The organism is Paraburkholderia sp. A1BS-2L (assembly GCF_051125205.1).
GTDB lineage: Bacteria > Pseudomonadota > Gammaproteobacteria > Burkholderiales > Burkholderiaceae > Paraburkholderia.
In genome coordinates this window covers 235039-261577 of record NZ_CP120431.1, presented here as the reverse complement: position 1 = coordinate 261577, position 26539 = coordinate 235039, and the positions used below count along the sequence as shown (strand labels likewise).

Below are 26539 nucleotides of genomic sequence, written 5' to 3'. Positions count from 1 at the left end.
CGGTGCTCAGGCGAGCCCCGGCACCGCCGCTTGCAACACATCCACGCGTTTGGGCACGAGGCCGAGATCGAGGAAAGTGTCGGCGATCTTCTGCTGCTCGCCGAGAATGGTCTTCGTGATCTGCACCGTGCCGAACGCCGTGCGATCGACCGCCCGCGCCACCACGGGCGCGGGCAGCCCCCAGAGCTTCGCCAGTTCGTCCGCGTACGCCGCGCGATTGCTCTTGCCCCATTCGTCCGTTTTGGCGACCTCGTCGATCAGCACACGGATCACGTCCGGGTTATCGCGCGCATAGTTGCGCGAGGAAAAGTAAAACCCGCGATTGACCACTACGTCGCTTGCATCGGCGAGCACGCGTGCGCCGAAGCTCGCCTGCGCCGACGCAAAGAACGGGTCCCAGATGACCCAGGCGTCGATGGCGCCATGCTCGAAAGCCGCGCGCGCATCGGGCGGCGCGAGGAAGACGGGATTCACGTCGCGATAATCGAGCCCGTACTTGCGCAGCAGTTGCACGAGGAAGTAGTGAACGTTGCTGCCCCGGTTGAACGCGACCCGCTTGCCTTTAAGATCGGCAACCTCGCGCAGCGGCGAGTCGTGCGGCACCAGCACTGCCTCCGATTGCGGCCGCGGCAGCGTTGCCGCCACATAGGCAAGCGGTGCGCCCGCGGCCTGCGCGAAGATGGGCGGCGCCTCGCCCACGTCACCGAAATCGATCGAGCCGACGTTGAGCGCCTCCAGTTGCACTGGGCCCGCGTTGAACTCCGTCCACGTCACCTTGACGCCCAGCGGCGCGAGACGCTGCTCCAGCGTGCCTCGGCCCTTCAGGAGGCTTAGCGCGCCCTTCTGGTTGCCGATGCGCAGGGTGCGCGCGGCGTTTGCCCCAAAGGCCCGGGGAGCGCTCAGGGCGGGCAGCGCGGCAGCAGCCGCACCTAGCGAAAGTTTGAGAAATGCGCGGCGTGTGCTCATGGGCTTCGTATTGACAGTCGTAAGGAAAAGTTCGACCGATTCTACGAAGCGCCCAGGCAAATCCGAACGATGGAGTTTTCCGATTCAAATCAGCTACAGGACTAAGGGCGCGGGGGACATTGCCCGTTTGATGCAAAACAATTTACGAGACCCGCCCAGCGGCTAAGCTTGCGGCCAGCATCTACGATTCCGCGCGGAGTATGCATCCGGCACCCGAGTTCTCTCCGACGAACCGTTCCACCCACCCGCAAATGAAAAAACCTCTCCTTGCCGGGCTGGCACTCGTTGCCGCGCTCTGTGCTGGCAACGCCACTGCGCAAACCACGCAAACACCTCCCGCCAAGCCAGCGCCTTCGATTGATCAAGCCGATGTCTTTCTGAATGTTTGCCAAAGGCCAGAAAATGTCGACGCCTGTGTCATGTATCTTTCGGGCTACACGCACGGTGCGCTGGTTCAGACCCTGATCGACAAGCAGCCGCAGCGCTATTGCGTCCCGCCCAACATCGGTCGCAGGGAGCAGCTTGTCGCCGTCCTGGCCTGGATGAAGGGACACCTTCAGTACATTCTCGAACCCACGGGCGCGGTCATCTACAAGGCGCTGATGGGCACATTCCCCTGTCGCTAGCCGCCTTCGTGCCCAGGGCACGGTTAAAAGTCTGATGGATATCGACTTTAATCTCCACAACCCGTTAATTTAGGCTAACTAACTATCATCCCGGTGCCTGGCTGTGCTCCGCCGTACGCACTAACCGCGCCGATGCCACGAGGGTCGGGCAGAACAACATGAAAACGATCATTCAGCGGGGCTCCTAGGGTAGCGACCAATGGTGGACTGGCTGCATCCACGAAGTGGGTGCTGGTTGAACAGGACGGCCAGGTCGCGTAACGGGATTGCGCTCGCTGCGCACGCAGAAGCCTTGCTACGCCTGGCATCCAGGCTATAACGGCGTTCCCTGGAACGGCACGCCACGTGCGGCGCCCGATCTGCTTATCTGCGACAGGTACACGCCCGCTTCCGCATCTGCGACCTGAAATCCCACAAACGGTTACCTTTGTGTTGCGAGCACGGCAAATCCTCTGCTCCGTTCAGTCACGACACCGGGAAGCGCCACCGCGAGGAACATGCGGCTTGCTTCGTCAACCCCTTTATATACATGACTACCAATAAATTTTTGACGATGGCACCAGCTTTATCGGGCCTGCGCACAGGCAGGCGCCCCATGACTCCCCGCAGTGATGCATCTCATTGGCTGCACAAGGTTCACACGATGGGCCGGCATGCCCCTCGGAACCGCCAACCGGCAGACCACTCGCGGAAATCGCTGCGCGACCATGTGACTGGTTGCGTAGCGACTCTCGTCGGTGCACCGGATCTGTTTTATACCCAACGGCGGTCAGAAGTCGACGCTCCCGCACGGATACAGAAAGCCGTCGTTAAGCCACGCCTTCAGTAACTCGCGCCATGCATATCGCATACATCAGCAGGAGAAGGAACATGTTGCAACCCGATTCCGCCAGTTGTCCGCGCGCACTCCTCCCGGCGTGCATTGACAGGGCTCGTGGCCTCAGACGGCGAGCATTGTGGTATGCCTGCGCACCCGGCATCTCGTGCGCGAGGGTGCCCGGCCAATTACCCAGCACGACGGGCTGAGCCATCACGCCCCCTGGTACCAGCCGGGTGAAGCGGCGTGGGGTTCTAATCCCGATACGCGCTATCGCGGAGGTTCACTCCCGGTTGTCAGTTTGTCGATTCGGTAGCGCGTGACGGATTCGGAATCGCCGTCCGCAGGTTTGGATTGAACGATGATTACGGGTACAGGCCAAGGTTACCTGCAAAACATGTTGCAGTGCACCTTAGGGCGCCGACCGGGCATCTATCGAAAACCCAGTCGAGGTTCTCCCATATTTGGTGACCTAAGGTAGGTAACACGATATGGGAGGCGAGGTCCTTGGGCAGCGCTTTCAGGGCCCGACAACCCGTTGAGCAATGCGAACCGGGGGAACAGACAGATTCTGGTTTCAGAACACCAAGTGTCTTGTGAGGAGACGAGCTGCTCAGAGACTAATCGATCCCATAGACAGTTACCTTCACCGATGTATTTCCCCATAATACGACACCATAAGAGGAATCATGATTACAAATCAAGGTTTTATGGTACATATTTAATGTAAATTCTTATGTAGCGATTTATAGGTCCCAAGTTTTGGGAGCTACAGAAGTGTCATTCCGCTCGAAGGTCACCGGGTTTGGGAGGATATGCGTTGGTGACCGCTCACATTTCCGTAGGGTCCCGGTTTTGGGAGACGTCTTTCTCATCGGGCGCTCGTTTCAGTGTTTACCTTTTACGCTTTAGAACCTTTAGTAAACCTTTAGGCAGCTCAAAGCCTTATCTGGTAAGGGTTTGCGGACGAATTGGTTGCAACTTATGGGGCGCTGGGCACTGTCTATGGGATCCCGGGGTTGTGGATATGGGGATTCGGTAGCCTTGGATGGGGATTGGGGTCTGTGGATATGGGGAAAAGGTTGCCCCGTATGGGAAAAATTGCCGGAAGGGCCTGAGGTTCCCACTTATGGGAGCGCACGAAGGTACCCGTCTATGGGCCCCGGCCACATGGATCCGACTTGTCTCGTCGCCCGCAGGTTGCCGTGAAGGTATCCAATTATGGGGAAAGCAGAAGGTAACCAGTTCTGGGAACCTAAGGCAGGTGCCCAGAACCTGAACATCGAAGGTCCCTCCCGCCGGGGCTTGCCGTACAACCCAAGGGGCCAACAAGAGGTAGCGGTTTGTGGGAGGAGTCAAAGGTAGCCAATTATGGTAGCGCGCTCTTGGATGCCGATTCAGGAAGGCTTGGGTCCGGACTGCTTTGGGTCCTCATTTATGGGATAACCAATAGGTCGCCTCCAGTGGGAGATTTTTCTCATAGGACTTGCCACCACGCCATGATGGGCCGCGTGCCGCGATTTCCCATAAGCTGGTACCTGTGAATAACTATTTCCGAAGTGAACACTTACCAGGGGACCACAAGGTAGCTGGCTATGGGAGCAAATTTGGAGCGGCACGCTCGAATAGTTACCGGATTTGGGATCACTTTGGGCTGGCAGCAATGCCCTTCCAAGCTTGTCCGGTGGCCTGGCACGGCCACCAACGCGGCACCTGTCAACCCTTCCCACACGCGGTGTCGCTCTCCCGCACAGGCGAGCTCATGGCCTTGAGTCACCTGGTCGGTTGGTATACAGTTACCAACCGACCAGGTTCCCTTTTAACGTGGATCATATGGCAAGAAAAAAGGCCGATGCCGGCGACGCCGACAAGCAAGGTGCACTCGTATTCCAGCAAGGCCAGCCGCCTGATCTCTTCCGCAAGGCGGTTCCTGCGATTCACATCGCACCGAAATCCGGGTCGATCAGCCTTCAGCAGCGCAAGATGTTCAGCTCGTTGATCAAAAACGCGATCCGCCAGGACTCTCTCGAATCCGGACGCTCTTCGTTCGAAATCACGATTTCCGCCCTCTCGCAAGATGTCGATCTGAACAGCAACAATACGGAATACGTCAAGGAGACGATCAATTCGCTGATCAGCACGGTCGTTAACTGGGACTATCTCACGCAGGACAAACGCAGCATCTGGAAGGCTTCGGGTTTGCTTGCGGGCGCGGAACTCGAGCGCTCGGTGCTGCGTTATACCTTTTCCGAGCAGATTCGCGGCGAGCTTTTGAATCCCGAAATTTACGCGATGATCGACATGCGGATCACGCGGCAATTCAGGAAAGCGCATTCGCTTGCCCTCTGGGAAAACGTCGTGCGCTACGAAGCCGTCGGGATGACGGCGCGTTTTCCGCTTGCGACACTGCGCGATCTCATTCTTGGCCAGGATACGTCGGCACAGTCGTACAAGCTCTACAAGCAGTTCAAGAGTCGCGTACTGGTGCCTTGCATCAAGGAAGTCAACGAGATCTCGGACCACAACTTCGAACTCATCGAACACAAGGTAGGCCGCTCGGTCGTCGCCCTGCAATTTCGTGTGACCCGCAAGCCGGAGACGGATCCGTCTCAAGAGCTCCGGGCGAATGAGACCATGCTCGTTGGCGAGATGTCGAAATTCAATGTTCCGGTCTCGGAGGCGCGACGTCTTTTTAAGCAATACGGCGAGGAAAAGGTTCGCACAGCCGTGGCCTACACGGCCGCGCGCGTGGCCCAGAAAAATGCGGCACCGCTCGCCAATGTGGCGGCGTATTTCCGCAAGGCACTGATGCAGGGGTATCAATTGCCGGGGGCTAATGCTGCAAGCGGTGCGGGTGCCGATTCGCCCAAGGCGCGCGAGAGCCAGGATCAGGTGAAGGATCGTTATATTGCGGCGAAGATTGCCGAGGCGCGGGCCTACTTCAACGAACTCGAGCACGACGATCAGACCGCGCTCATCAAGCGCTATAACGAAACGGTCGGCATGGACAAGCTCAAGGTTTCGATGACCAAGGTGCCGAGCAAGATGGCCTCGACGAACTTCTTCCGTTGGGTGGTTCTCGATACGTGGGGCCAACCGACCGCTGCAGATTTGCTCGAATTTCTGTTGAGTGGGCAACAGGCGCCGGGGGGTGCTGATCTTCACGCCATGGGCGATATCGACCTCACGTTGAAGGCCGGATCCGAGTAACTGCTGTTGTCGAGGGATTTAGAGGAATTTTTTAATTATAAAAAATAAGAAAATTTCACGTAGCCATTTCTATACGTGCAGCGGTGCCAAAAAACCGCCGTTTGGTGTCTGAGATACCTTTGTTCTCTCTGCCGCCTGCTGACTCCAGGTAGCCCCGGCCCCTCCTTTTTGTCGCTGCCTGATCTCCACGTGGAGATCAGGCAGTCCCAGATGTAAATCGGCCAGCGGGTTCCCTCTGCGGAATCGCTAAGATGGGCTTCGAGCCTAAGCGTGTTCGTCGACGAGATGTCAATCAAAATCCAAGACCGGCAGGACTTCAGAGGAGGCCCAGTCAGGGAAACATTTATGCCTCTTTTGAATTTCGAGTGGGTGGATTTGGCCGGGTCAAGTGCGGGCGGAAGCCCGGCGGAGCGCACCCTTGATGCGGTCAAATCCAGCCGCACGCTTGACGGCTCGGGCCAGGCAAAGCCTTGCGGCGCCTGGCTCCCGAGCCCGTCCGGCGGCAAGGACTTCCCCGCCTTGGGGCGGGGTTAGGGGTGGGGAAATCCACGCCGAAGAGTCGAGCCTTCCGCTACCGCGCAAGCCGTGCCACCCACTCAAATTTCAAAAGAGCCACATTTATTTAGCTGCACCTCGACACCACGCTCCACGTGGAGACTGGATTGCTTTGCAGCACCTCTGAAATTCGCTGCCACAACGGGCTATTACTGCGGCATGGCCCTTCTCTCCACGTGGAGCTTCGTGAGAGGTCAAAAGGCAAAATACCGATGTCAGGCGAGGCGGGGCGGTGCTGATGAATTGCTTAGAGGCAAGCAGTCATGTCACTTTGCTAGAAGAGTTGCTTTTACGAGCTTTGCTCTCAGGGGCTAAGAAAGCTACGCCGACGATCTCCATCGCGACCTGTTCGTTCGTCTCAAAGAGCAACGCGCTCGAGCAGCGTGCGACAAGCATGCAAATCAACGCGTGCTGAAAGCGAAATCTCTAGAATTTGTAAATCTGGCAAGCCTCGTCGACGAAACCTCCCCACATGCTGCTTAGAGTCTCCACGTGGAGATCGCCCATCGGCACGACAGTCATCTGATCGAATATCGAACCCGAAAAAATCTCACTTCGTCGAATCTCTTGTCAGAATGGTCAGTTTGGTTGTGATCTGGCAACGACTCTAGCGCTGAAGCTAGAATTTACTTTAACTTGCCGCTAGACTGCCAAGTGACTCGCTGGAGACTCTCCACGTGGAGAATGGCGTTAGGCGATGCCAGCGTTGAACATTGCATGGAGAACTGAATGGGACTGGTCATTGCGGTAGCGAACCAAAAGGGTGGAGTGGGAAAAACCACAACCAGCATGAATCTGGCGGGGGCTTTTCGATCCGAGGGCTACAAGGTCTATGTCGCCGATGCCGATGGTCAGCAATCGTGCATGAGTTGGTGCGCGGCTTCCGGTCCGGAAACGCCGCTCCCATTTCGTGTTGGTAGCATCAATAAGCTCGATAAGATGATCGGCCCGGAGATCGCCGCGCTTGCGAACGACTATGACGTCGTCATTGTCGACTGTCCGCCGAACATCAACGACCTAACCACCGCTCGAGTCCTTGCTGTTGCCGATGCGACCATCATCCCGACCGACGCATCTCCGATCGACATATGGAGTAGTGAAGGGATGATGGAGTTGGTCGAGCGTACGCGAGTGGCTAATCCTGCTGGAAAATTCGCAATTTTGCTGAATAAGGCCAATTCGAAGACTCTCCTGCACACACAGATGAGCGCGATTCTTGCCGAGAGCAATGTTCACGTGCTCGCGGCTACCATCAAGCAACGTGAACTGTATCGACAGACGGCGGCGCTTGGGCGAACGGTCTTCGACGTAAAAGGTGTGCGCGGCACGAAGGTCGCCAAAGACGAAATTTCCGCGGTTTACAACGAAATCATTGCGCTCGTTCAGGAAGAAGAGGAGGTCGTCGATGGCAACTAAGCTTAACTTCACCAGCAAGGTTCGCGCGGGCATGGCCGTTGAACGCGCATCCGCAGGCGAGCGGCTTGCCGACGGCGACATCGTGGGTATCGCACAGCGCGACGCGGCGCCTGCCGCGCGGATTGAGGTCGCACCGGTGGAGCCGTCTGCTGCTACGGCGGTTCATGCGGTTACGAGAATTCCACTCGAAGATGTCGTCTCTAATCCGTACAATCCACGCGCCTTTTACAGCGCAGAGACAATCGACGAGCTTGCGGAGAGTTTTGCCGCGCAGGGCCAGATCACGCCGATTCTTGTCACGCGCCTGCCCGAGTTTCCCGGCAAATATGTGATTGTCGACGGCGAACGCCGTATCCGCGCGGCGCGCTCGCGCGGCGACAAGCATATCGATGCCGATGTTCGCGATGGCCTCGATAACCAGAACCTCTATCTGCGTGCCTATCACGCCAACAAGGAGAGAGAGGAGCAGACGGTTTTTGACGACGCGCTTGCCTGGAAGAAGTTGCTGGATGATGGTGTCTACGTCGACCAAGTTGAACTGGGTGTAGCGGTTGGTGAAGACCCGAAACACATCAGCAAGGTGATTTCGCTCACGTCTTTGCCTCCGTATCTCTTGCAGCGTATGGCCCAGCATCGCAAGGATATCGGCCTTGGACATGCCTACAACATCAAGTTGATCTTCGACCGCGCTGGTGTGAGCGTCGCCGAGCACTGGCTCGGGCAGGTCATCGAAGGCAAGGCGAGCGTGCGCAAACTCGAAGCTGCGGCGTCCGCGGAGGCCGGTGCTCGGCGTATCGGGCCGCGCCGCACGCATTATCAGTCCCGCGTGCAGTTCAATCGCCCGGATGGCGTGGCGCTTGGGGAACTGAAGCTTTTCGGCGATGGCCGTGCCGAGTTGAGCCTGAAAGGCATTGCTACGGTAGATCAGCAGCGTCTGGCCGAACGGATGAAGGCGGTGATTGATGAATGGGCTGCCGAGATAGATGCGGTTGAGATGGATACGGCCGAGGCAGACTGAAACCGAACGCATGAACGTCCGAGAGGGCAGGGCCGGAAGGGCGCCTGCCCTCTGCTTTTTTGGACTCAGAACACTGCCTGTAGCGTAAAAACGTGGCTGGGGTCGAAACCGTGAAACACGGCCCGATAATCGTCGCGCTAGCATTTCCCTTTTTTAATCAATCAGATGTGTGTGAGTTCCTAGAATGTTTCACGGCTGGACGTGTTTAATTGAAGGCCAAAAGACTGCAGCTGCGTTCGCGGCATGCTAATGACCGTTTTAAAGCTCAAAAGGTATTATTTGAAATGTAATTTGTAGTTATCAAGACATTTCGTCAAGGCGAATGCTGGATTGACAATTGATGCGGCCTCCCTCATGCTTGTGCGAATGAATTCCCGCCACTGCCCGATTACGCTGATTATTCGCACCATTCATCGAATGGTGGGTTAGCGTACGTCTGGCATAAGCGACAACAACCCGCCCCACGAGGCGGGTTTTTTGTTTCCGCCTCCTGGCAACAAGAGATATCAAGAGACAGCACAGGAGTCGTCATGCAGGTCGAATCGAGTCAAACCGTAGTGGAAGCCGACGCAACCGAGGCCGCTACGGTCAACAGCAAAGCCAGCAACGCGCGGCAAACGGATTACCTTCGCATGATCCTCACCGCCCGCGTCTACGACGTGGCCCGCGAGACCGAACTGGAGCGGGCGCCGAACCTCTCGGCGCGCCTGCGCAACACCGTCCTGCTCAAGCGCGAGGACAACCAGCCCGTGTTCTCCTTCAAGCTGCGCGGCGCCTACAACAAGATGGCGCACCTCACGCCCGCGCAGCTCGAGCGCGGCGTGATCACCGCCTCGGCCGGCAATCACGCCCAGGGCGTGGCGCTTTCAGCTGCCCGGCTCGGCGTGAAGGCCGTGATCTGCGTGCCGGTCACCACGCCCCAGGTCAAGGTCGACGCGGTGCGCGCCCACGGCGGCCCCACCGTCGAGGTCGTGCAGGCCGGCGAATCCTATAGCGACGCCTACGCGCACGCCGTGCGCCTGCAGGAGCAGCGCGGACTGACTTTCGTGCATCCGTTCGACGATCCGCATGTGATCGCAGGCCAGGGCACCGTGGCGATGGAAGTGCTCAGCAAGCATCAGGCCCCGATTCACGCGATCTTTGTGCCGATCGGCGGCGGCGGGCTTGCGGCGGGCATGGCGGCCTACGTGAAGGCGGTGCGCCCCGAGATCCGCGTGATCGGCGTGCAGACGGACGATTCGTGCGCGATGGCGCAATCGATGAAGGCCGGCAAGCGCGTGGAGTTGAGCGAAGTGGGCCTGTTCTCGGACGGCACGGCGGTCAAGCTCGTGGGCGAGGAAACCTTCCGGCTGTGCCGGCAGTATCTGGACGAGGTGCTCACGGTGGACACCGACGCGCTGTGCGCGGCCATCAAGGACGTCTTCCAGGACACGCGCAGCGTGCTGGAGCCGGCGGGCGCGCTGGCCGTGGCGGGCGCCAAGCAGTACGCGGAGCGCGAGGGCATCACGGGCCAGACGCTGGTGGCGGTGACCTCGGGTGCGAACATGAACTTCGACCGCATGCGCTTCGTGGCCGAGCGCGCGGAGGTGGGCGAGGCGCGCGAGGCGGTGTTCGCGGTGACGATCCCCGAGGAACGCGGCAGCTTCAAACGCTTCTGCGAACTCGTGGGCACGCGCAGCGTGACCGAGTTCAACTACCGCATCGACGACGCCGAGCGCGCGCACATTTTCGTGGGCGTGCAGATCCGCAACCGGGGCGAGTCGCAGCAGATCGCGCAGGCCTTCGTCGATCACGGTTTCCCGTGCGTCGACCTTACCGGCGACGAGCTCTCCAAGCAGCACATCCGCTACATGGTGGGCGGGCGCTCGCCGCTCGCGCACGACGAGCGGCTGTTCCGCTTCGAGTTTCCGGAGCGTCCGGGCGCGCTGATGCGCTTTCTCTCATCGATGGCGCCGAACTGGAACATCAGTCTGTTCCACTACCGCAACCAGGGCGCGGATTACAGTTCGATTCTGGTGGGCATCCAGGTGCCGGCGGCCGAGGACGCGGAGTTCCGCCGCTTTCTCGCCACGCTCGGCTATCCGCATTGGGAGGAGACGCAGAATCCGGCTTACCGGTTGTTTCTGCAATGATGCGCCTGCAATCACCTCCGCGATTCGCACAGAGATGTGCACTGAATCCGGTGCGATAAGACTGCTGGAAAACACGAGGCCTGGCAGGGGGGCGCCAGGATACTGAGCCACTGCTACCTTGACGGCGGCCATCGATCTCTCGATGGGATTCGTCATTGGGCTCGCCGCCGTGTGCGTTGCGCAGTTCACGATTCCGGGCGGCGGCTCGCCGTGGGTGCCGCTGCTGTCGATTCCGCTCACGATCTTCATTTGCCTGATTCCGGGCCTCGTCAATGGCGTGCTGATTGCACGCCTTGGCGCGCCCGCGTTCATCGGCACGCTCGGCATGTACGGTGAGGCGCGGCGCGGGCTTTCTGGCGGCGGGCCGCGGCATGACCGTGCCCGTCGACAACACGGGGCTCGCATGGCTCGGCGAGGGCTGGAGACCCGTGGTGCTCACCGCCGTGCTGCTGATGTTCATGCACTTCGTGCTGTCGCAAACGAAATTTTGGCAGTACACCTGTGCAATCGGCGGCAATCCGCAATTAGCCGTGCATGCAGGCATCAATGTCCGTCGTCATCTGTTTGCGATCTATCTGATCGCGGCCGCACTCGCCGCAGTCGGCGGCATCGTTTATACCGCGCGTTTCGCGGCCGGCGTCGCCTACGCGGGCGAGCCGATGCTGCTCGATTCGATCGCGGCGGTCGTGATCGGCGGCCGGAGCCTGTTTGGCGGCACCGGCACCGTGATTGGCACGTTGATCGGCGCGCTCATCATCGCGGTCATCGAATTCGGCCTCGTCTTTATCGATGTCAACGCTTTTTGGCAGTTCATCGTAGTGGGGTTCGTGATCATCGTGTCGGTGCTGATCGATCGGTACAAGGAACGGCTGGGGGGGGCGCAATGAGCAATACGGGCGTGCCGCCGGCGCTCGAACATCATGGACGAACCCCACGGCTGCGCTCGGCGCGCCGGAGCAGCGCAAGATGATGGCGCTGATTGGCATGCTCAAGATGCAGAGGATGGCGATCGTGCATATTTCCCACAACTCGCATGATATTTTTGCGGTATCCGACCGCATTGTCGTCTTGCGCAGGGGGAGGTGGCCGGCGAGCGCGAGAGACCCGGCATACGAACGGCGATGAAATCGTGCGGCTGATGGCGGGGCGACACTTACGCGAACGGCGCGCACGGACGCAAGCGGGCACACGCGATGCGGCAGGCGCATCGGGTGGCGGATTTCGCGGCACAATGCCGATTCGAACCTCGCCGATTTCCCGCACTTCAGACATACCGCCATGAATCATCCCGATCCCGCCGATATTTCCGGTTGGCACGCCCATATTTATTTCGATGCCAGCACGCGCGACGTCGCTTGGGCATTGCGTGAAACCATCGCTGCGCAACTAGGCGACGCCGTGGGGATCGGGCGTTTTCACGAACGCCCGGTCGGGCCGCATCCGATGTGGTCATATCAGCTCGCGATCCCGGGCGAACGATTTGCCACGGTGTTTGCGTGGCTCGTGCTCAATCACGGCGCGCTCGACGTATTCGTGCATCCCAATACCGGCGATGCGTTGCGCGATCATCGCGACGCCGCTATATGGATTGGCCAATCTCACACCCTCAATCTCGCCGCGCTTGGCGGCTGAGCGGCACGTCAATGTTGCGCTTCGCGCGCCGGTTGTGCGTGCTGGTTGTGCGGCCCGTCGCCTGAAATACGCACAACGCGCCGTCACGCGGCAGCGCTCAGTGCTTCGCTCAGTGTCCGAACGACTCCTTCTCCGTGCGCGCCACCGCTTGCACGACGTGCGGCCGCGCGGCCTGCTTCACGAGCAATGCCACGCAGGCCACGAGACCGGCCACGGCAATCGTCGCGAAGATTCCCGCGAACGAAAAGTGCCGGCGCGTGAGTTCTGCCACGAGAAATGACCCGGCGATTCCGCCGAAGCGGCCGATTCCCAGCATCCACGCAACGCCGGTGCCGCGGCCTCGAGTCGGGTAAAAAGCCGCTGCGAGCGCGGGCATCGACGACTGTGCGGTATTCATGAGCACCCCCGCCGCGAACACGGCCAGCACGAGTGCGCCCACATTGCCCACGGCCTGGCCGATGAGCCATATGGAAAGCGCGGTCAGCGCATAGCACACGGCAATGATGCGGTTGGCGTTGAAGCGGTCCATCAGAACGCCGCACAGCACGGCGCCGATGCCGCCGAGCGGGAAGAGCGCCGAGATCAGGGTCGCGCGAGCGGGCGGCAGGCCGGCGTCCTTGAGCAGCAGCGGCATCCAGTTGATCGACGCGTAGAAGATCACGAGGCCCATGAAATAGGCGATCCACAGCATCACCGAACCGATCGCATAGCGCGGCGAGAGCACCACACCAAGTCCGTTGCCGTCGGCGTGCGGCGTGATCTCGGTCATGGTGAACGACTGCGCGGTTTGCGCGTCTGCGGAAATGCGCGCGAGCGCAGCGCGGATACGCTCGGCGGGCCGCTGGTTCGCCACCATGTAGCGCACCGATTCGGGCAGGCGCAGCGCAAGCGGAACGGCGAGCACGAGCGGCGTGAGACCGCCGACCAAGAGTACGCTTCGCCAGCCCAGGTGCGGGATCATCCACGCGGCGAGAAAGCCGCCGAGTGCGGCGCCCAGCGGAAAACCGCAGAACATCAGATTGATGATCGTTGCGCGGCGGGCGTCGGGGCAGTATTCGCCCATCATCGTGACGGCGTTCGGCATGGCGGCGCCCAGACCCACGCCGGTGATGAAGCGCAGCCAGGTGAGTTGCTCGATGCCCGAGGCGAACGCGGAGGCAAGGCAGGTCGCACCGAACACCAGTACAGCACCTAGCAGCATGGTGCGGCGGCCCAGCCGATCGGAAAGCGGCCCTGAGACGAGCGCGCCGCAGGCGAGGCCGAAGAGCGCGGCGCTCAGAACCGGCGCGAGCGCGGGCTTGGTGAGTCCCCACTCGCCTAGCAGCGACGGCGCGATGAAACCGATGGCCGCCGTGTCGAAGCCGTCGAGCAGGACGATGGCGAAGCACATCAGAAAGATGAACCACTGAAACGGCGAGAACGGATGCTCGTTGATGAACGTCTGGACGTCGACGGCTGAACTGCGGCTCATGAGGTGTCTCCTGTGTCGATCGGAGTCGGTGCTTTGGCGCTTACTCCGATTCCGTGCAAAGCTGCTGTTGCGCTGCGCGGGTGGGCGGCGCGTCCAGAATGGCTTGCGATTTTTGTGCTGTGAATTCTGCACACGAATCGTACGTCCGTGCGGCTTGGACGGATATCGGGGACATTATTGAGGGCGCGGCAGTGCGCAGTGGAGCGTCTATTGTTGTGAGACGGTCAGCTTAACGCGGTTCGCGCCGGCGGTTTGCGCGGTGATCTCGGTGCGGCTGCCGCGCTCGCCCAGGTAGAAGTGTTGGCGGCCGGGGGAGTTTTCATCGTGGGTGGCGTTGGGCAAACAAGAGGCGATATCGGCGCCTACGCCCTCCAGGGTGTCCGTGATCGATCCGGCCTGGACGTCTCGCGTGCTCCACGTACATTGATAGGTGCCTCGACTCGTTGCGCAACGAGCGTCGTCTCCGTATGGCTGTGCAACGGCTCGACCATCTTCGGGGCTTAGGGAGGAGAAGCGCTGCGGCGCCGCCGCGACAATGCGCTTGAGCGCGGCACAGGGGTTTGCACTGTCGTCTGCACGAACCATAGGCGGGGCAATGAGCGATAGCGCAATAGCCAGGGGAATCACTTGTCTCATGGTCGAATCGCTGCGATTACCGCAGTGCCTCATAGGAGGATCGATGGACGTGCGCCGCAAGCGACGTGCCGGAAAGCCTTTCCCGCTTGCGCAAGCGAGGGTAGACGCGCTAAGATTCGCCCCCTTCGCCCGCTGAAGTCCGGCAGCGAAGCCTGCCGCGAGAAACGGCGGGGGCGTGAAGTCATCAGTTTTTAAACGGCGACGTTAAAAAAGATGTTGACGAAACGCGGAAGAGTCTGCATAATCTCATTTCTCTGCTGCTGACGCAGCAACGCAGAAAGCGCCGGGTAGTTCGAAGTGGTTCCGGTGTCTTGTGCGACGCGATCTTTAAAAATTTACAGCCGATAAGTGTGGGCGCTTGATGGGTTTCGTGACCTGGTGATTCTTTCGGGGATGACCGGGAGTAGCGAAAGTATCAAGAGTCTCACACAAAAGTAAGTCAGGTTTTTGAATTTATTCAGAACCTGTCAGCTTTGAGTGAGCGACCGGTTCTTGACTGAACCGAAAACAGTAACAGGTATTGAACTGAAGAGTTTGATCCTGGCTCAGATTGAACGCTGGCGGCATGCCTTACACATGCAAGTCGAACGGCAGCACGGGTGCTTGCACCTGGTGGCGAGTGGCGAACGGGTGAGTAATACATCGGAACATGTCCAGTAGTGGGGGATAGCCCGGCGAAAGCCGGATTAATACCGCATACGATCTTAGGATGAAAGCGGGGGATCGCAAGACCTCGCGCTATTGGGGTGGCCGATGGCGGATTAGCTAGTTGGTGGGGTAAAGGCTCACCAAGGCGACGATCCGTAGCTGGTCTGAGAGGACGACCAGCCACACTGGGACTGAGACACGGCCCAGACTCCTACGGGAGGCAGCAGTGGGGAATTTTGGACAATGGGCGCAAGCCTGATCCAGCAATGCCGCGTGTGTGAAGAAGGCCTTCGGGTTGTAAAGCACTTTTGTCCGGAAAGAAAACCTCTGGGTTAATACCCCGGGGGGATGACGGTACCGGAAGAATAAGCACCGGCTAACTACGTGCCAGCAGCCGCGGTAATACGTAGGGTGCAAGCGTTAATCGGAATTACTGGGCGTAAAGCGTGCGCAGGCGGTGATGCAAGACCGATGTGAAATCCCCGGGCTTAACCTGGGAACTGCATTGGTGACTGCATCGCTAGAGTATGGCAGAGGGGGGTAGAATTCCACGTGTAGCAGTGAAATGCGTAGAGATGTGGAGGAATACCGATGGCGAAGGCAGCCCCCTGGGCCAATACTGACGCTCATGCACGAAAGCGTGGGGAGCAAACAGGATTAGATACCCTGGTAGTCCACGCCCTAAACGATGTCAACTGGTTGTCGGGCCTTCATTGGCTTGGTAACGTAGCTAACGCGTGAAGTTGACCGCCTGGGGAGTACGGTCGCAAGATTAAAACTCAAAGGAATTGACGGGGACCCGCACAAGCGGTGGATGATGTGGATTAATTCGATGCAACGCGAAAAACCTTACCTACCCTTGACATGGACGGAATCCTGGTGAGAGCCGGGAGTGCCCGAAAGGGAGCCGTCACACAGGTGCTGCATGGCTGTCGTCAGCTCGTGTCGTGAGATGTTGGGTTAAGTCCCGCAACGAGCGCAACCCTTGTCCCCAGTTGCTACGCAAGAGCACTCCGGGGAGACTGCCGGTGACAAACCGGAGGAAGGTGGGGATGACGTCAAGTCCTCATGGCCCTTATGGGTAGGGCTTCACACGTCATACAATGGTCGGAACAGAGGGTTGCCAAGCCGCGAGGTGGAGCCAATCCCAGAAAACCGATCGTAGTCCGGATCGCAGTCTGCAACTCGACTGCGTGAAGCTGGAATCGCTAGTAATCGCGGATCAGCATGCCGCGGTGAATACGTTCCCGGGTCTTGTACACACCGCCCGTCACACCATGGGAGTGGGTTTTGCCAGAAGTGGCTAGTCTAACCGCAAGGAGGACGGTCACCACGGCAGGATTCATGACTGGGGTGAAGTCGTAACAAGGTAGCCGTATCGGAAGGTGCGGCTGGATCACCTCCTTTCCAGAGCTCATTGCGAAGTTCATTGAAGCGCTCACACTTGTCGGCTGTAGAAAAGACAGACTCAGGGGTCTGTAGCTCAGTCGGTTAGAGCACCGTCTTGATAAGGCGGGGGTCGATGGTTCGAATCCATCCAGACCCACCAATTTGTCTGCGCGGTGGCTGACTGGTAACCCCCTTGAGTATGCATGACTGGGGGATTAGCTCAGCTGGGAGAGCACCTGCTTTGCAAGCAGGGGGTCGTCGGTTCGATCCCGTCATCCTCCACCAATCCCTAATGCACAGCATCCTGCAGGAGCAGTTAAATGCAGGGAGTTTTGCATTGGCGATTGAGCCAGTCAGAGCGGTATGTGAAAACGTATCGGCTGTCGTTCTTTAACAATCAGGAAGAAGTAGTAAAGAGATTTATCTGAAACACACTTAGAGATGGGTGTGGAGTAGGTGAATCAGGGTTGTGATTGTATCGATGTATTTTTAAGTTCCTCGAAAGAGGGCTTTGGAATACGGCACAACGCGAAAACTCAGCCTGTAGCGAGTGAGTCGAGAGACGCACCCGTTATAGGGTCAAGCGAACAAGTGCATGTGGTGGATGCCTTGGCGATCACAGGCGATGAAGGACGCGGTAGCCTGCGAAAAGCTCCGGGGAGCTGGCAAACAAGCTTTGATCCGGAGATGTCCGAATGGGGAAACCCACTCCGAATGGAGTATCCGTGACTGAATACATAGGTCACGTGAAGCGAACGCGGCGAACTGAAACATCTAAGTAGCCGCAGGAAAAGAAATCAACCGAGATTCCCAGAGTAGTGGCGAGCGAAATGGGATCAGCCTGCATTCTTTATCTGTACCGTTAGTCGAACGCTCTGGAAAGTGCGGCCATAGCAGGTGATAGCCCTGTAGACGAAAACGGAATGGAAGAACTAGGGATGCGACAAGTAGGGCGGGACACGTGAAATCCTGTCTGAAGATGGGGGGACCATCCTCCAAGGCTAAATACTCGTGATCGACCGATAGTGAACCAGTACCGTGAGGGAAAGGCGAAAAGAACCCCGGGAGGGGAGTGAAACAGATCCTGAAACCGCATGCATACAAACAGTCGGAGCCTCGCAAGGGGTGACGGCGTACCTTTTGTATAATGGGTCAGCGACTTACATTCAGTGGCAAGCTTAACCGAATAGGGCAGGCGTAGCGAAAGCGAGTCCGAACAGGGCGATTAGTCGCTGGGTGTAGACCCGAAACCAGGTGATCTATCCATGGCCAGGTTGAAGGCACGGTAACACGTGCTGGAGGACCGAACCCACTAACGTTGAAAAGTTAGGGGATGAGCTGTGGATAGGGGTGAAAGGCTAAACAAACCTGGAAATAGCTGGTTCTCTCCGAAAACTATTTAGGTAGTGCCTCGTGTATCACCTTCGGGGGTAGAGCACTGTCATGGTTGATGGGTCCATTGCGGATTACGTCGCCATAGCAAACTCCGAATACCGAAGAGTGCAATCACGGGAGACAGACATCGGGTGCTAACGTCCGGTGTCAAGAGGGAAACAACCCAGACCGCCAGCTAAGGTCCCCAAATATGGCTAAGTGGGAAACGAAGTGGGAAGGCTAAAACAGTCAGGAGGTTGGCTTAGAAGCAGCCACCCTTTAAAGAAAGCGTAATAGCTCACTGATCGAGTCGTCCTGCGCGGAAGATGTAACGGGGCTAAGCCATATACCGAAGCTGCGGATGCACATTTATGTGCATGGTAGGAGAGCGTTCTGTAAGCCTGCGAAGGTGCACTGGAAAGTGTGCTGGAGGTATCAGAAGTGCGAATGCTGACATGAGTAGCGATAAAGGGGGTGAAAGGCCCCCTCGCCGTAAGCCCAAGGTTTCCTACGCAACGTTCATCGGCGTAGGGTGAGTCGGCCCCTAAGGCGAGGCAGAAATGCGTAGCTGATGGGAAGCAGGTCAATATTCCTGCACTAGTGTTGAATGCGATGGGGGGACGGATCGCGGAAGGTTGTCCGGGTGTTGGAAGTCCCGGTCGCTGCATTGGAGAAGGCGCTTTGGCAAATCCGGGCGCGTAATTCAAGGGTGTGGCGCGAGCTTCTTCGGAAGCGAAGCAACTGGAAGGGGTTCCAGGAAAAGCCTCTAAGCTTCAGTTCAACATTAACCGTACCGCAAACCGACACAGGTGGGCGAGATGAGTATTCTAAGGCGCTTGAGAGAACTCGGGAGAAGGAACTCGGCAAATTGGTACCGTAACTTCGGGATAAGGTACGCCCTGGTAGCTTGAGGAGCCTGCGCTCCGAGGGTGAAGGGGTTGCAATAAACTGGTGGCTGCGACTGTTTAATAAAAACACAGCACTCTGCAAACACGAAAGTGGACGTATAGGGTGTGACGCCTGCCCGGTGCCGGAAGATTAAATGATGGGGTGCAAGCTCTTGATTGAAGTCCCGGTAAACGGCGGCCGTAACTATAACGGTCCTAAGGTAGCGAAATTCCTTGTCGGGTAAGTTCCGACCTGCACGAATGGCGTAACGATGGCCACACTGTCTCCTCCCGAGACTCAGCGAAGTTGAAGTGTTTGTGATGATGCAATCTCCCCGCGGCTAGACGGAAAGACCCCATGAACCTTTACTGTAGCTTTGCATTGGACTTTGAACCGGTTTGTGTAGGATAGGTGGGAGGCTGTGAAGTGTGGACGCCAGTCTGCATGGAGCCGTCCTTGAAATACCACCCTGATCTGTTTGAGGTTCTAACCTTGGCCCGTGATCCGGGTCGGGGACAGTGCATGGTAGGCAGTTTGACTGGGGCGGTCTCCTCCCAAAGTGTAACGGAGGAGTACGAAGGTACGCTAGGTACGGTCGGAAATCGTGCTGATAGTGCAATGGCATAAGCGTGCTTGACTGCGAGACTGACAAGTCGAGCAGGTGCGAAAGCAGGTCATAGTGATCCGGTGGTTCTGTATGGAAGGGCCATCGCTCAACGGATAAAAGGTACTCTGGGGATAACAGGCTGATACCGCCCAAGAGTTCATATCGACGGCGGTGTTTGGCACCTCGATGTCGGCTCATCTCATCCTGGGGCTGTAGCCGGTCCCAAGGGTATGGCTGTTCGCCATTTAAAGAGGTACGTGAGCTGGGTTTAAAACGTCGTGAGACAGTTTGGTCCCTATCTGCCGTGGGCGCTGGAAGTTTGAGGGGGCCTGCTCCTAGTACGAGAGGACCGGAGTGGACGAACCTCTGGTGTACCGGTTGTCACGCCAGTGGCATTGCCGGGTAGCTATGTTCGGAAGAGATAACCGCTGAAAGCATCTAAGCGGGAAACTCGCCTCAAGATGAGACTTCCCCGGGGACTAGATCCCCTTGAAGGGTCGTTCGAGACCAGGACGTTGATAGGTCAGGTGTGGAAGCGCAGTAATGCGTTAAGCTAACTGATACTAATTGCCCGTAAGGCTTGATCCTATAACAGGTGTGTCTTCCTCCCGGTGTGGAGTGAAGGACGCGCAGGTTGAGAGATCGGTGTTGTGCCAGAAACAACACAACCCCAAGAAACAGCACCTCTTTACGCTTCTTCCCGATTGGCTGTGGCGCCAGGTTCACCCAAACCCGTGCGACGCAGCAACCCGTCATGCCTGATGACCATAGCGAGCTGGTCCCACCCCTTCCCATCCCGAACAGGACCGTGAAACAGCTCCACGCCGATGATAGTGCGGATTGCCCGTGTGAAAGTAGGTAATCGTCAGGCTCCCCATGCAGTATGTCCAGAACCCCGGTGGCTCCGAATGAGCGCCGGGGTTCTGGCGTTTAGGCGCGTGGAACGGATTACAGGAATCAGAAACTATAAACGTCAGGACGTCTGCAAGCAGGCGCGAATATCTTGAGTGCAATGCAATACCGGAGCACATCGATGTGATTGTCCCGGTTCATCATGCTCGGGGGGATTCGAGTCAGACCGAAACCAGATCATGCAAGCGGTGGCGCTACTGATCCTTGCGAATCAGTTCGCAGCACATACTCGCTGTGTGTTCCGTAGTCGCGTTCATGCTTGCTCGCTAGTCGGTTCTCTACCAAAGGACTTGGCATTTGTACATTGGCCGCCAAACAAAAAGCCCGTCACTCGCGTGACGGGCTTTTTTCAATTCATCGCCAAATAACCGCGGCGATAAAACCGCTTACCGTTCGAGGAACGGACGCAGCTTGTCTGCGCGGCTCGGGTGCATCAGCTTGCGCATTGCCTTGCTTTCGATCTGGCGGATCCGCTCACGCGTGACGTCGAACTGCTTGCCCACTTCTTCGAGCGTGTGATCGGAAGTGGTGTCGATGCCGTAGCGCATACGCAGCACCTTCGCTTCGCGCGGGGAGAGCGCCTTGAGCGCCTCGTCGATCGCAGCGCGCATGTTCGCATGGATCGCCGCATCGGCCGGCGAAGCCGAACCTGCGTCCTCGATCATGTCGCCGAGCGTCGCGTCGCCGTCGTCGCCCACCGGGCTTTCGAGCGAGACCGGCTGCTTGGCGATCTTGAGGATGCCGCGCACCTTCTCCTCAGTCATGCCCATGCGCGCGGCCAGATCGGCCGGATGAGCTTCCATGCCCGTCTGCTGCAGAATTTCGCGCGAGATGCGGTTCAGCTTGTTGATCGTCTCGATCATGTGCACCGGCACGCGGATCGTGCGCGCCTGGTCGGCGAGCGCGCGCGTCACGGCCTGACGCACCCACCACGTGGCATACGTCGAGAACTTCCAGCCGCGGCGGTATTCGAACTTGTCCACGGCCTTCATCAGGCCGATGTTGCCTTCCTGGATCAGATCGAGGAACTGCATGCCGCGATTCACGTACTTCTTCGCGATCGAGATCACGAGACGCAGGTTGGCCTTGACCATCTCGCCCTTCGCCTGACGCATCTTGGCTTCGGCGGCGGTCATGCGGCGGTTGATGCCCTTGATCTGCTGGAGCGACAGCGACGCGGCCGCTTCGATCTCAGCGAGCTTGCGTTGTTCGGCCTGGATGGCCGGCAGGCTGCGCTCGATGGCGGGACCGTACTTGCTCGATGCAGCGGCAGCACGCACGCCCCACTCGAGGTCGGTCTCGTGCCCCGGGAACTGCTCGACGAAGGCTTCGCGCGGCATGCCGCAGCGGTCCACGACGATCGCCAGCACATTGCGCTCGATTGCGCGGATCTGCGCGACCTGCTCGTGCAGCAGCGTGCACAGGCGGTCGATGGTGCGGGCCGTGAAGCGGATTGGTGCGAGCTCGCTCTGGATGTCCGCGCAGATCTGCATTTCTGCGGCCGACGCGCGCGCATTCGCATCCGATGTGCACGCCATCTGTTCGAAGAGCGCGCGTACGCGCGCGAAGATCGCCAGGCTGTCGGCCTTCAACTGCGCGAGCAGGGCTTCGTTGGCCTTGCTGTTGTCGGCATCGTCGTCGTCGCCGTCCTCGTCGTCCGAATCTTCTTCGTCCGATGCCTGGGCTTCGACTTCTTCGTCCGCGTCGGCGTCGGCCGCTGCGGGTTCCTGCGCGGCTTCGTCGCTGCCGATGCCGTCGACGAGTTCGTCGATGCGCATCTCTTCGGCGGCAACGCGGTCCGCGTCGGCGAGAATCGTCGCGACGATCGACGGGCAAGCCGCGATCGCCTGGATCATTTCCTGGAGGCCGTCTTCGATGCGCTTGGCGACTTCGATTTCGCCGGCGCGCGTGAGCAGCTCGCTCGAACCCATTTCGCGCATGTACATGCGCACAGGATCGGTCGTGCGGCCGAATTCCGAGTCGACCGTCGAGAGCGCGACTTCAACTTCCTCATCGGCTTCGTCGTCGGCCTGCGAGTCTGCACGCGTGTCTTCGTTGAGCAGCAGCGTGTCGGCGTCGGGCGCCTGCTCGTAGACCTGCACGCCCATGTCGTTGAACGTGGCGACGATGGTTTCCAGCGCGGCCGTCTGCGCGAAGTTATCGGGCAGGTGGTCGTTGATGTCGGCGTGGGTCAGGTAACCGCGTTCGCGGCCGAGCTTGATGAGCGCACGCATTTGATGCTGACGCTTTTCGAGTTGCGAGCCGCCGTCCAACTGAGTCGTATCGCCGGTCTTGTCCTTGGCTGCGCGGCGGGCGGGGCGGGCAGACGGGGCCAGCGCGTCTTCCCGGTCATGGCTTGTCAATACAATCTCCTCGAAAGGAATTGCCCAGCGTGGGCAAAAAGGGTCACGCGCCAGCGGCGTGGCGTCCTGGCGATGACGAAAAATTGCAGGGGAGTGGGCGGGGGCGCGTGCCGGTCCCGCCGAGCGAGCGCCAAACGCACAATGGCATGGCGGCCTGGATTTTCGTGCAATGCAGAAAGATCGCGTATGGTAGTGCGTTACGCCACGTGAGGCAACCGTAATCGTCGCGTCGGCGCACCAGACAGGCTTGTCCGGGGTCGGAACGAATTTGAAAGGTTGTCAAAATGGTGTTTTGGGTGCTTCGCGGCTTTCCATGCGCCCGGTTAGACTCGATTTCCGCACGGTGGTTCGCACATTTTGTTGCACCTGCGAAATGTCTTTCGCCGCAGTCGATCCCCATTATGTCGACTGCAACGCACAACAATAAGAAAACAACGTGTGGCCATGCGTTTGCGTTGACTGTTACGCGTTCGAGCGCGTTATGACGGGAATTCGTCGTACTGCGGCAGCGTGTCGGCGATTTCGTGCCATGGCGCCCTCGAGCCAACAAAGATATGTCCTTGCGGGCGAATGGAGGGCGTGTCGACGAGCGTGCCCATCGTCACACGGGCAAACGCCCCTTCGCGCACCACCGAATAGAGCAGCGAGCCGCAGTGCCGGCAATGAACGTCGTGTGCCGCGTCTGCGTTGCCGTGGATGAGCAGATCGTTTTCGCCTCGTTGGAGGCGCAGGCGCGTGCGCTCGGTGCCGGCGCACGGCTTTAAGGCCGATCCAGTGGCACGCCGGCATTGCGAGCAATGGCAATTGAAGGCGTAACCGAATGCGTCGTCGACTTGGTAGCGCAGGGCGCGGCGCGGACGTTGTCAGCCGACGTTGCATTCATGGGAACCTGGAAGCAAACGAAACGTTACCGACGCGCTGCATCGCGCATTGCCGTCTTGTTTATAGGCGAGCTTCGCGAAAAGCAGCGGCACGCTGTGCAATAGCCGGCACAGGGCGAAAGGTAACTGCATATGGGATTTTTGGCCTGTTATCCCGGCTTGCCGCACGCCGCGACCGCGCTGCAAGGCCTCTGGGAGCCGTTTTCAGCCCATTGGCGTGTCTTTTAGTCAGTTGATGTTTCACCAACCGGGCACCATTGCTGCGCGCCTATCCCAAATCCGGTTACCTGACGCATCGCCATGCGCGGCCATGGTGACTAGCCGGGCCGTTCCCTCAGATCCTTCAATCCCTTGATCACGACGAGCAGCGCTCGGCCGTGCTCCTCCGAGCCGTCCCACACATCGACGATGGCATTGCGCAGCAATTCGTTATAGGCGGCCGCATGCCGCGACGCGGGCTTCACGCCATAGAAACTGCATAGTTTATTGAATGACGCACTCCGGCGCAGCCTGCGGCCGTTCGACAGCCGCAGCCGCGAGACCGTAGGCTGACTGACTCCAGAAAGCCGCGCAATTTCACTTGACGAGCGCACGTCGGCCGATAGCTGGCGCAGCAATTCCTGAACGGGAAAATCGGTGTCTGGGGCTTCCATGTCATGCATTATACCTATACAGTAACGTTTATTGAATTGCTCGCCGGATTGGCGGGCGCGCTGCGTTCCGAGGAAGTCGATGGCACTGAAACACCTACCGCCCACGTTTTGCTGGTCCAGGATTGGATCGGAGACGGGGGAAGATCTCCCCACGATCGTCCTTCGCAAGGAGTGGGAGCGGCGCCTGGGCGGCGGGCGGTTTCTGTGGGGCATCAATCAGTCGCTCGGCAACAGCGCGCAGGTTGCCGCGCTGCGCACAGGCTCGCTGCTCGCACTGTTTTCGCCGGCGGCAAGCCGTGCACGGGTGGCGGACGTCAAGCGCGAGGACGCGCTCGTCTGGAATGCATGGGTGGACGCGAGCGGTCAGGTGCGGCCGCTGCCGCCGCACATGTTCGTCACGAGCCGCACGCGCTTTCCTTCGGGCAAGCCGCGCGATCATCACTACGCGCTCGTGTGCGCGTCGCCTGCGGAGCTCAGCATCGGCAGCAGCCTGCGCGTGCAGCCCGAGCGTTTGCGCAGCGTGAGCACGGCGAAGGCGCCGTGCGCTTCGCAGAGCACGGTAGTGGTGGACCGCGTCGAGCGCGCGGCGCCCAGGGCGGGCGCGGAATTCGGCGCTGGGGGTTATCCGGTCGCGTTTGGCGTGGAGCTCGAGGCGCCGTATTTCGTGCGTCTTGCGCAACCCACGCGCGTAAAGGCGCGCGATATGGCGGCGCTCCACGAAGCGGTCCGCAATGGCGACTTCGAGACCTGGCTGGAGCTCACGAAGCGTCTGCGCAGCGCGGCGCCGGCGCAGCATGCGCGCGGCGTGACGAGCGATCTCTTCGATTTGCTGGCGAAGGCGCGCGACCTGGGCGCGGTGCGCTCGATTGCGCGCGATACCGATTTCGACTCTTGTGCGGAAATGTCGCGCAGCCGCCGCAGCGAGACTTTGGCGCTGCTGGCGCGCGGCGTCACGCGTGACCTCTTCGCGCGCGATCTCTTCGATATCGCGCCGGCGGAGTGCACGACGCCTGTGAGGCGAGGCAGCGGCCCCCGCATCAGCGGCGCCACTTTCGGGGCTACGGCAAAAGAGACGTCCTGCGGGGCGCAAGGCGATTTGCTGCGCGGCACCGACTGGACGCAATTAACGATGGAGCTATATGGCGATCAACACCCGTTCAAGCGAGGCGGAGGCCGCCCGACGCTTTCTTGAGGCCAGCCGCAACGTCGATCAGGCATTTCGCGCGATGCGCGCCGTGCATGACGAGGCGGACGACTCAGCTCCGGCACTCGCCTGCGGCGAGGCCCAGTCTCGTCTCGACCTCGCGCTCGACGAACTGGCGCGCGCGCAGGCGCTGTTCGATTCGGTCGCGCGCGTACAGGGGCGGCGGCGCGCGCAGGGCGGAATGAATGCCTGAGCAATCGCACCGCCTGCGCCCGACACGCCCGGCGGGCGGAACGCCACGATGACACAAGAGGCCGCGCAAACCGGCGTAGGCCCCATGGCGCTGGTAGCCGTCGAGCAGCGGCTCGAGCCCAATCGGCGCATCGTCGACGATGATCTCGCCGCCGCGCTGCTGCCCGCGCCCGCGCGCCTGCTCATTGCGTTGATGGGCTCGCGCACGGCGGCGCGCATGGCCGCGATAGCCGAGCGCAAGTATCCGGGCCTGTGGGGCGGCATGCTGTGCCGCAAGCGTTATATCGACGAAAAGCTGCTCGAAGCCCTTCCACAAATGGAGGCGTTCGTGAATCTGGGGGCAGGTTTCGACACTCGCGCCTATCGGCTGCTGCGCGATACCGGCGTGCATGCATGGGAACTGGATCAGCCCATCAATATCGCAGCCAAACGCAAGCGCCTCGCGAAGCGCTTTGGCGCGATACCGTCATTCGCGACGCTCGTGGCGGTCGACTTCGAGCATCTCGCGCTCGACGCCGTGCTGGCCGCGCAAGGCTATACACGCAACCGGCGCACCTTTTTCGTCTGGGAAGGCGTCACGCAATATCTCGATGAGCCAACCGTGCGGGCGACGCTTGAAATGCTCGCGCGGGCCGCGCCTGGCAGCCGCCTCGCCTTTACCTATGTGCGCAGGGATTTTCTCGACGCAAACGTGCCACAGGGGCAAGAGGCGCTTTATCGCCGCTTTGTTTCGCCGCGGGCGATCTGGCGCTTCGGCCTCGATCCCGAAGCGGTGCGCGCGTTTCTCGCGCTTTATGGCTGGCGCGTCATCGAACAGCCCGAGCCCGACGCGCTCGCACGCCGCTACATCGCGCCTGCCAGCCGCCCGCTCACCTGCATGCCGATCGAGCGCACGGTCTACGCGGAGCGCGTCTAGCTGCTCCGGTACGCTAAACGCCACGCGCTGCCG

Annotated in this window: 16 protein-coding genes, 2 tRNA genes and 3 rRNA genes; 15 read left to right on the top strand and 6 right to left on the bottom strand. The window is 59.6% G+C overall.

What is annotated here, in order from left to right:
- Nucleotides 1-6 precede the first annotated feature (6 nt).
- Complete coding sequence (locus P5W98_RS31070; protein ID WP_421028271.1) at nucleotides 7-966, bottom strand: sulfonate ABC transporter substrate-binding protein; 960 nt, start codon at nucleotides 964-966, stop codon at nucleotides 7-9.
- A gap of 251 nt (nucleotides 967-1217) precedes the next feature.
- Here P5W98_RS31070 and P5W98_RS31065 point away from each other — a divergent pair, with 251 nt between their 5' ends.
- The 7 genes from P5W98_RS31065 (at nucleotide 1218) to P5W98_RS31035 (ending at nucleotide 12372) form a co-directional block, all read left to right on the top strand.
- Nucleotides 1218-1592: a Rap1a/Tai family immunity protein gene (locus P5W98_RS31065; protein ID WP_421028270.1), complete on the top strand. Its 375-nt coding sequence runs from the start codon at nucleotides 1218-1220 to the stop codon at nucleotides 1590-1592.
- A 2650-nt stretch (nucleotides 1593-4242) separates the two neighbouring features.
- A complete protein-coding gene (locus tag P5W98_RS31060) occupies nucleotides 4243-5619 on the top strand; it encodes a replication initiation protein (RefSeq protein ID WP_421028766.1) in 1377 nt (458 codons plus the stop codon).
- 1284 nt (nucleotides 5620-6903) lie between these two features.
- Complete coding sequence (parA, locus tag P5W98_RS31055; RefSeq protein ID WP_421028269.1) at nucleotides 6904-7590, top strand: ParA family partition ATPase; 687 nt, start codon at nucleotides 6904-6906, stop codon at nucleotides 7588-7590.
- Complete coding sequence (locus tag P5W98_RS31050; protein WP_421028268.1) at nucleotides 7580-8608, top strand: ParB/RepB/Spo0J family partition protein; 1029 nt, start codon at nucleotides 7580-7582, stop codon at nucleotides 8606-8608. Before parA ends, P5W98_RS31050 begins: the two co-directional genes overlap by 11 nt.
- A 632-nt stretch (nucleotides 8609-9240) precedes the next feature.
- Nucleotides 9241-10740: a threonine ammonia-lyase, biosynthetic gene (ilvA, locus tag P5W98_RS31045; RefSeq protein WP_434715584.1), complete on the top strand. Its 1500-nt coding sequence runs from the start codon at nucleotides 9241-9243 to the stop codon at nucleotides 10738-10740.
- A 431-nt stretch (nucleotides 10741-11171) separates the two neighbouring features.
- Nucleotides 11172-11627: an ABC transporter permease subunit gene (locus P5W98_RS31040; protein WP_421028266.1), complete on the top strand. Its 456-nt coding sequence runs from the start codon at nucleotides 11172-11174 to the stop codon at nucleotides 11625-11627.
- A gap of 391 nt (nucleotides 11628-12018) precedes the next feature.
- Nucleotides 12019-12372: a DOPA 4,5-dioxygenase family protein gene (locus P5W98_RS31035; protein WP_421028265.1), complete on the top strand. Its 354-nt coding sequence runs from the start codon at nucleotides 12019-12021 to the stop codon at nucleotides 12370-12372.
- A 109-nt stretch (nucleotides 12373-12481) separates the two neighbouring features.
- On the opposite strand, the gene P5W98_RS31030 is transcribed toward P5W98_RS31035, so the two are convergent.
- Nucleotides 12482-13843: an MFS transporter gene (locus P5W98_RS31030; protein WP_421028264.1), complete on the bottom strand. Its 1362-nt coding sequence runs from the start codon at nucleotides 13841-13843 to the stop codon at nucleotides 12482-12484.
- 207 nt (nucleotides 13844-14050) lie between these two features.
- Nucleotides 14051-14479 (bottom strand): hypothetical protein, encoded by a 429-nt coding sequence (locus tag P5W98_RS31025; RefSeq protein ID WP_421028263.1) that lies wholly within the window; start codon nucleotides 14477-14479, stop codon nucleotides 14051-14053.
- A gap of 522 nt (nucleotides 14480-15001) precedes the next feature.
- Between P5W98_RS31025 and P5W98_RS31020 the strand changes: the two genes are divergently transcribed.
- The 5 genes from P5W98_RS31020 to rrf all read left to right on the top strand — a co-directional run bounded on the left by P5W98_RS31020 (nucleotide 15002) and on the right by rrf (nucleotide 20256).
- Nucleotides 15002-16534, top strand: a 16S ribosomal RNA gene (locus P5W98_RS31020).
- Nucleotides 16535-16599: 65 nt separating this feature from the next.
- Nucleotides 16600-16676, top strand: a tRNA-Ile gene (locus tag P5W98_RS31015).
- Between the two features lie 49 nt (nucleotides 16677-16725).
- Nucleotides 16726-16801, top strand: a tRNA-Ala gene (locus P5W98_RS31010).
- Between the two features lie 292 nt (nucleotides 16802-17093).
- Nucleotides 17094-19973: ribosomal RNA gene (locus P5W98_RS31005) — 23S ribosomal RNA — on the top strand.
- Nucleotides 19974-20142: 169 nt separating this feature from the next.
- Nucleotides 20143-20256: ribosomal RNA gene (gene rrf, locus P5W98_RS31000) — 5S ribosomal RNA — on the top strand.
- The 16S, 23S and 5S rRNA genes sit together here with 2 tRNA genes alongside, the layout of an rRNA operon.
- 427 nt (nucleotides 20257-20683) lie before the next feature.
- On the opposite strand, the gene rpoD is transcribed toward rrf, so the two are convergent.
- From rpoD to P5W98_RS30985, 3 genes are all read right to left on the bottom strand, one after another.
- A complete protein-coding gene (gene rpoD / locus P5W98_RS30995; protein WP_421028262.1) occupies nucleotides 20684-22660 on the bottom strand; it encodes an RNA polymerase sigma factor RpoD in 1977 nt (658 codons plus the stop codon).
- A 479-nt stretch (nucleotides 22661-23139) separates the two neighbouring features.
- A complete protein-coding gene (locus P5W98_RS30990) occupies nucleotides 23140-23505 on the bottom strand; it encodes a GFA family protein (protein WP_421028765.1) in 366 nt (121 codons plus the stop codon).
- 353 nt (nucleotides 23506-23858) lie between these two features.
- On the bottom strand, nucleotides 23859-24194 hold the full coding sequence (locus tag P5W98_RS30985; protein WP_213308937.1) for a helix-turn-helix domain-containing protein: 336 nt from the start codon (nucleotides 24192-24194) through the stop codon (nucleotides 23859-23861).
- A 79-nt stretch (nucleotides 24195-24273) separates the two neighbouring features.
- On the opposite strand from P5W98_RS30985, the gene P5W98_RS30980 reads away from it, so the two are divergent.
- The 3 genes from P5W98_RS30980 to P5W98_RS30970 are packed head-to-tail and all read left to right on the top strand — an operon-like array spanning nucleotide 24274 to nucleotide 26506.
- On the top strand, nucleotides 24274-25386 hold the full coding sequence (locus P5W98_RS30980) for a hypothetical protein (protein WP_421028261.1): 1113 nt from the start codon (nucleotides 24274-24276) through the stop codon (nucleotides 25384-25386).
- Complete coding sequence (locus P5W98_RS30975; RefSeq protein WP_421028260.1) at nucleotides 25334-25591, top strand: hypothetical protein; 258 nt, start codon at nucleotides 25334-25336, stop codon at nucleotides 25589-25591. The genes P5W98_RS30980 and P5W98_RS30975 overlap by 53 nt, the downstream gene beginning before the upstream one ends.
- Nucleotides 25592-25639: 48 nt before the next feature.
- A complete protein-coding gene (locus P5W98_RS30970; RefSeq protein ID WP_421028259.1) occupies nucleotides 25640-26506 on the top strand; it encodes an SAM-dependent methyltransferase in 867 nt (288 codons plus the stop codon).
- Nucleotides 26507-26539 lie beyond the last annotated feature (33 nt).

Coding starts and splice junctions, on each gene's coding strand:
- P5W98_RS31070 (WP_421028271.1), bottom strand. CDS start 966: ATGAGCACACGCCGCGCATTTCTCAAACTTTCGCTAGGTGCGGCTGCT.
- P5W98_RS31065 (WP_421028270.1), top strand. CDS start 1,218: ATGAAAAAACCTCTCCTTGCCGGGCTGGCACTCGTTGCCGCGCTCTGT.
- P5W98_RS31060 (WP_421028766.1), top strand. CDS start 4,243: ATGGCAAGAAAAAAGGCCGATGCCGGCGACGCCGACAAGCAAGGTGCA.
- parA (WP_421028269.1), top strand. CDS start 6,904: ATGGGACTGGTCATTGCGGTAGCGAACCAAAAGGGTGGAGTGGGAAAA.
- P5W98_RS31050 (WP_421028268.1), top strand. CDS start 7,580: ATGGCAACTAAGCTTAACTTCACCAGCAAGGTTCGCGCGGGCATGGCC.
- ilvA (WP_434715584.1), top strand. CDS start 9,241: ATGATCCTCACCGCCCGCGTCTACGACGTGGCCCGCGAGACCGAACTG.
- P5W98_RS31035 (WP_421028265.1), top strand. CDS start 12,019: ATGAATCATCCCGATCCCGCCGATATTTCCGGTTGGCACGCCCATATT.
- P5W98_RS31030 (WP_421028264.1), bottom strand. CDS start 13,843: ATGAGCCGCAGTTCAGCCGTCGACGTCCAGACGTTCATCAACGAGCAT.
- P5W98_RS31025 (WP_421028263.1), bottom strand. CDS start 14,479: ATGAGACAAGTGATTCCCCTGGCTATTGCGCTATCGCTCATTGCCCCG.
- P5W98_RS30985 (WP_213308937.1), bottom strand. CDS start 24,194: ATGGAAGCCCCAGACACCGATTTTCCCGTTCAGGAATTGCTGCGCCAG.
- P5W98_RS30980 (WP_421028261.1), top strand. CDS start 24,274: ATGGCACTGAAACACCTACCGCCCACGTTTTGCTGGTCCAGGATTGGA.
- P5W98_RS30975 (WP_421028260.1), top strand. CDS start 25,334: ATGGCGATCAACACCCGTTCAAGCGAGGCGGAGGCCGCCCGACGCTTT.
- P5W98_RS30970 (WP_421028259.1), top strand. CDS start 25,640: ATGACACAAGAGGCCGCGCAAACCGGCGTAGGCCCCATGGCGCTGGTA.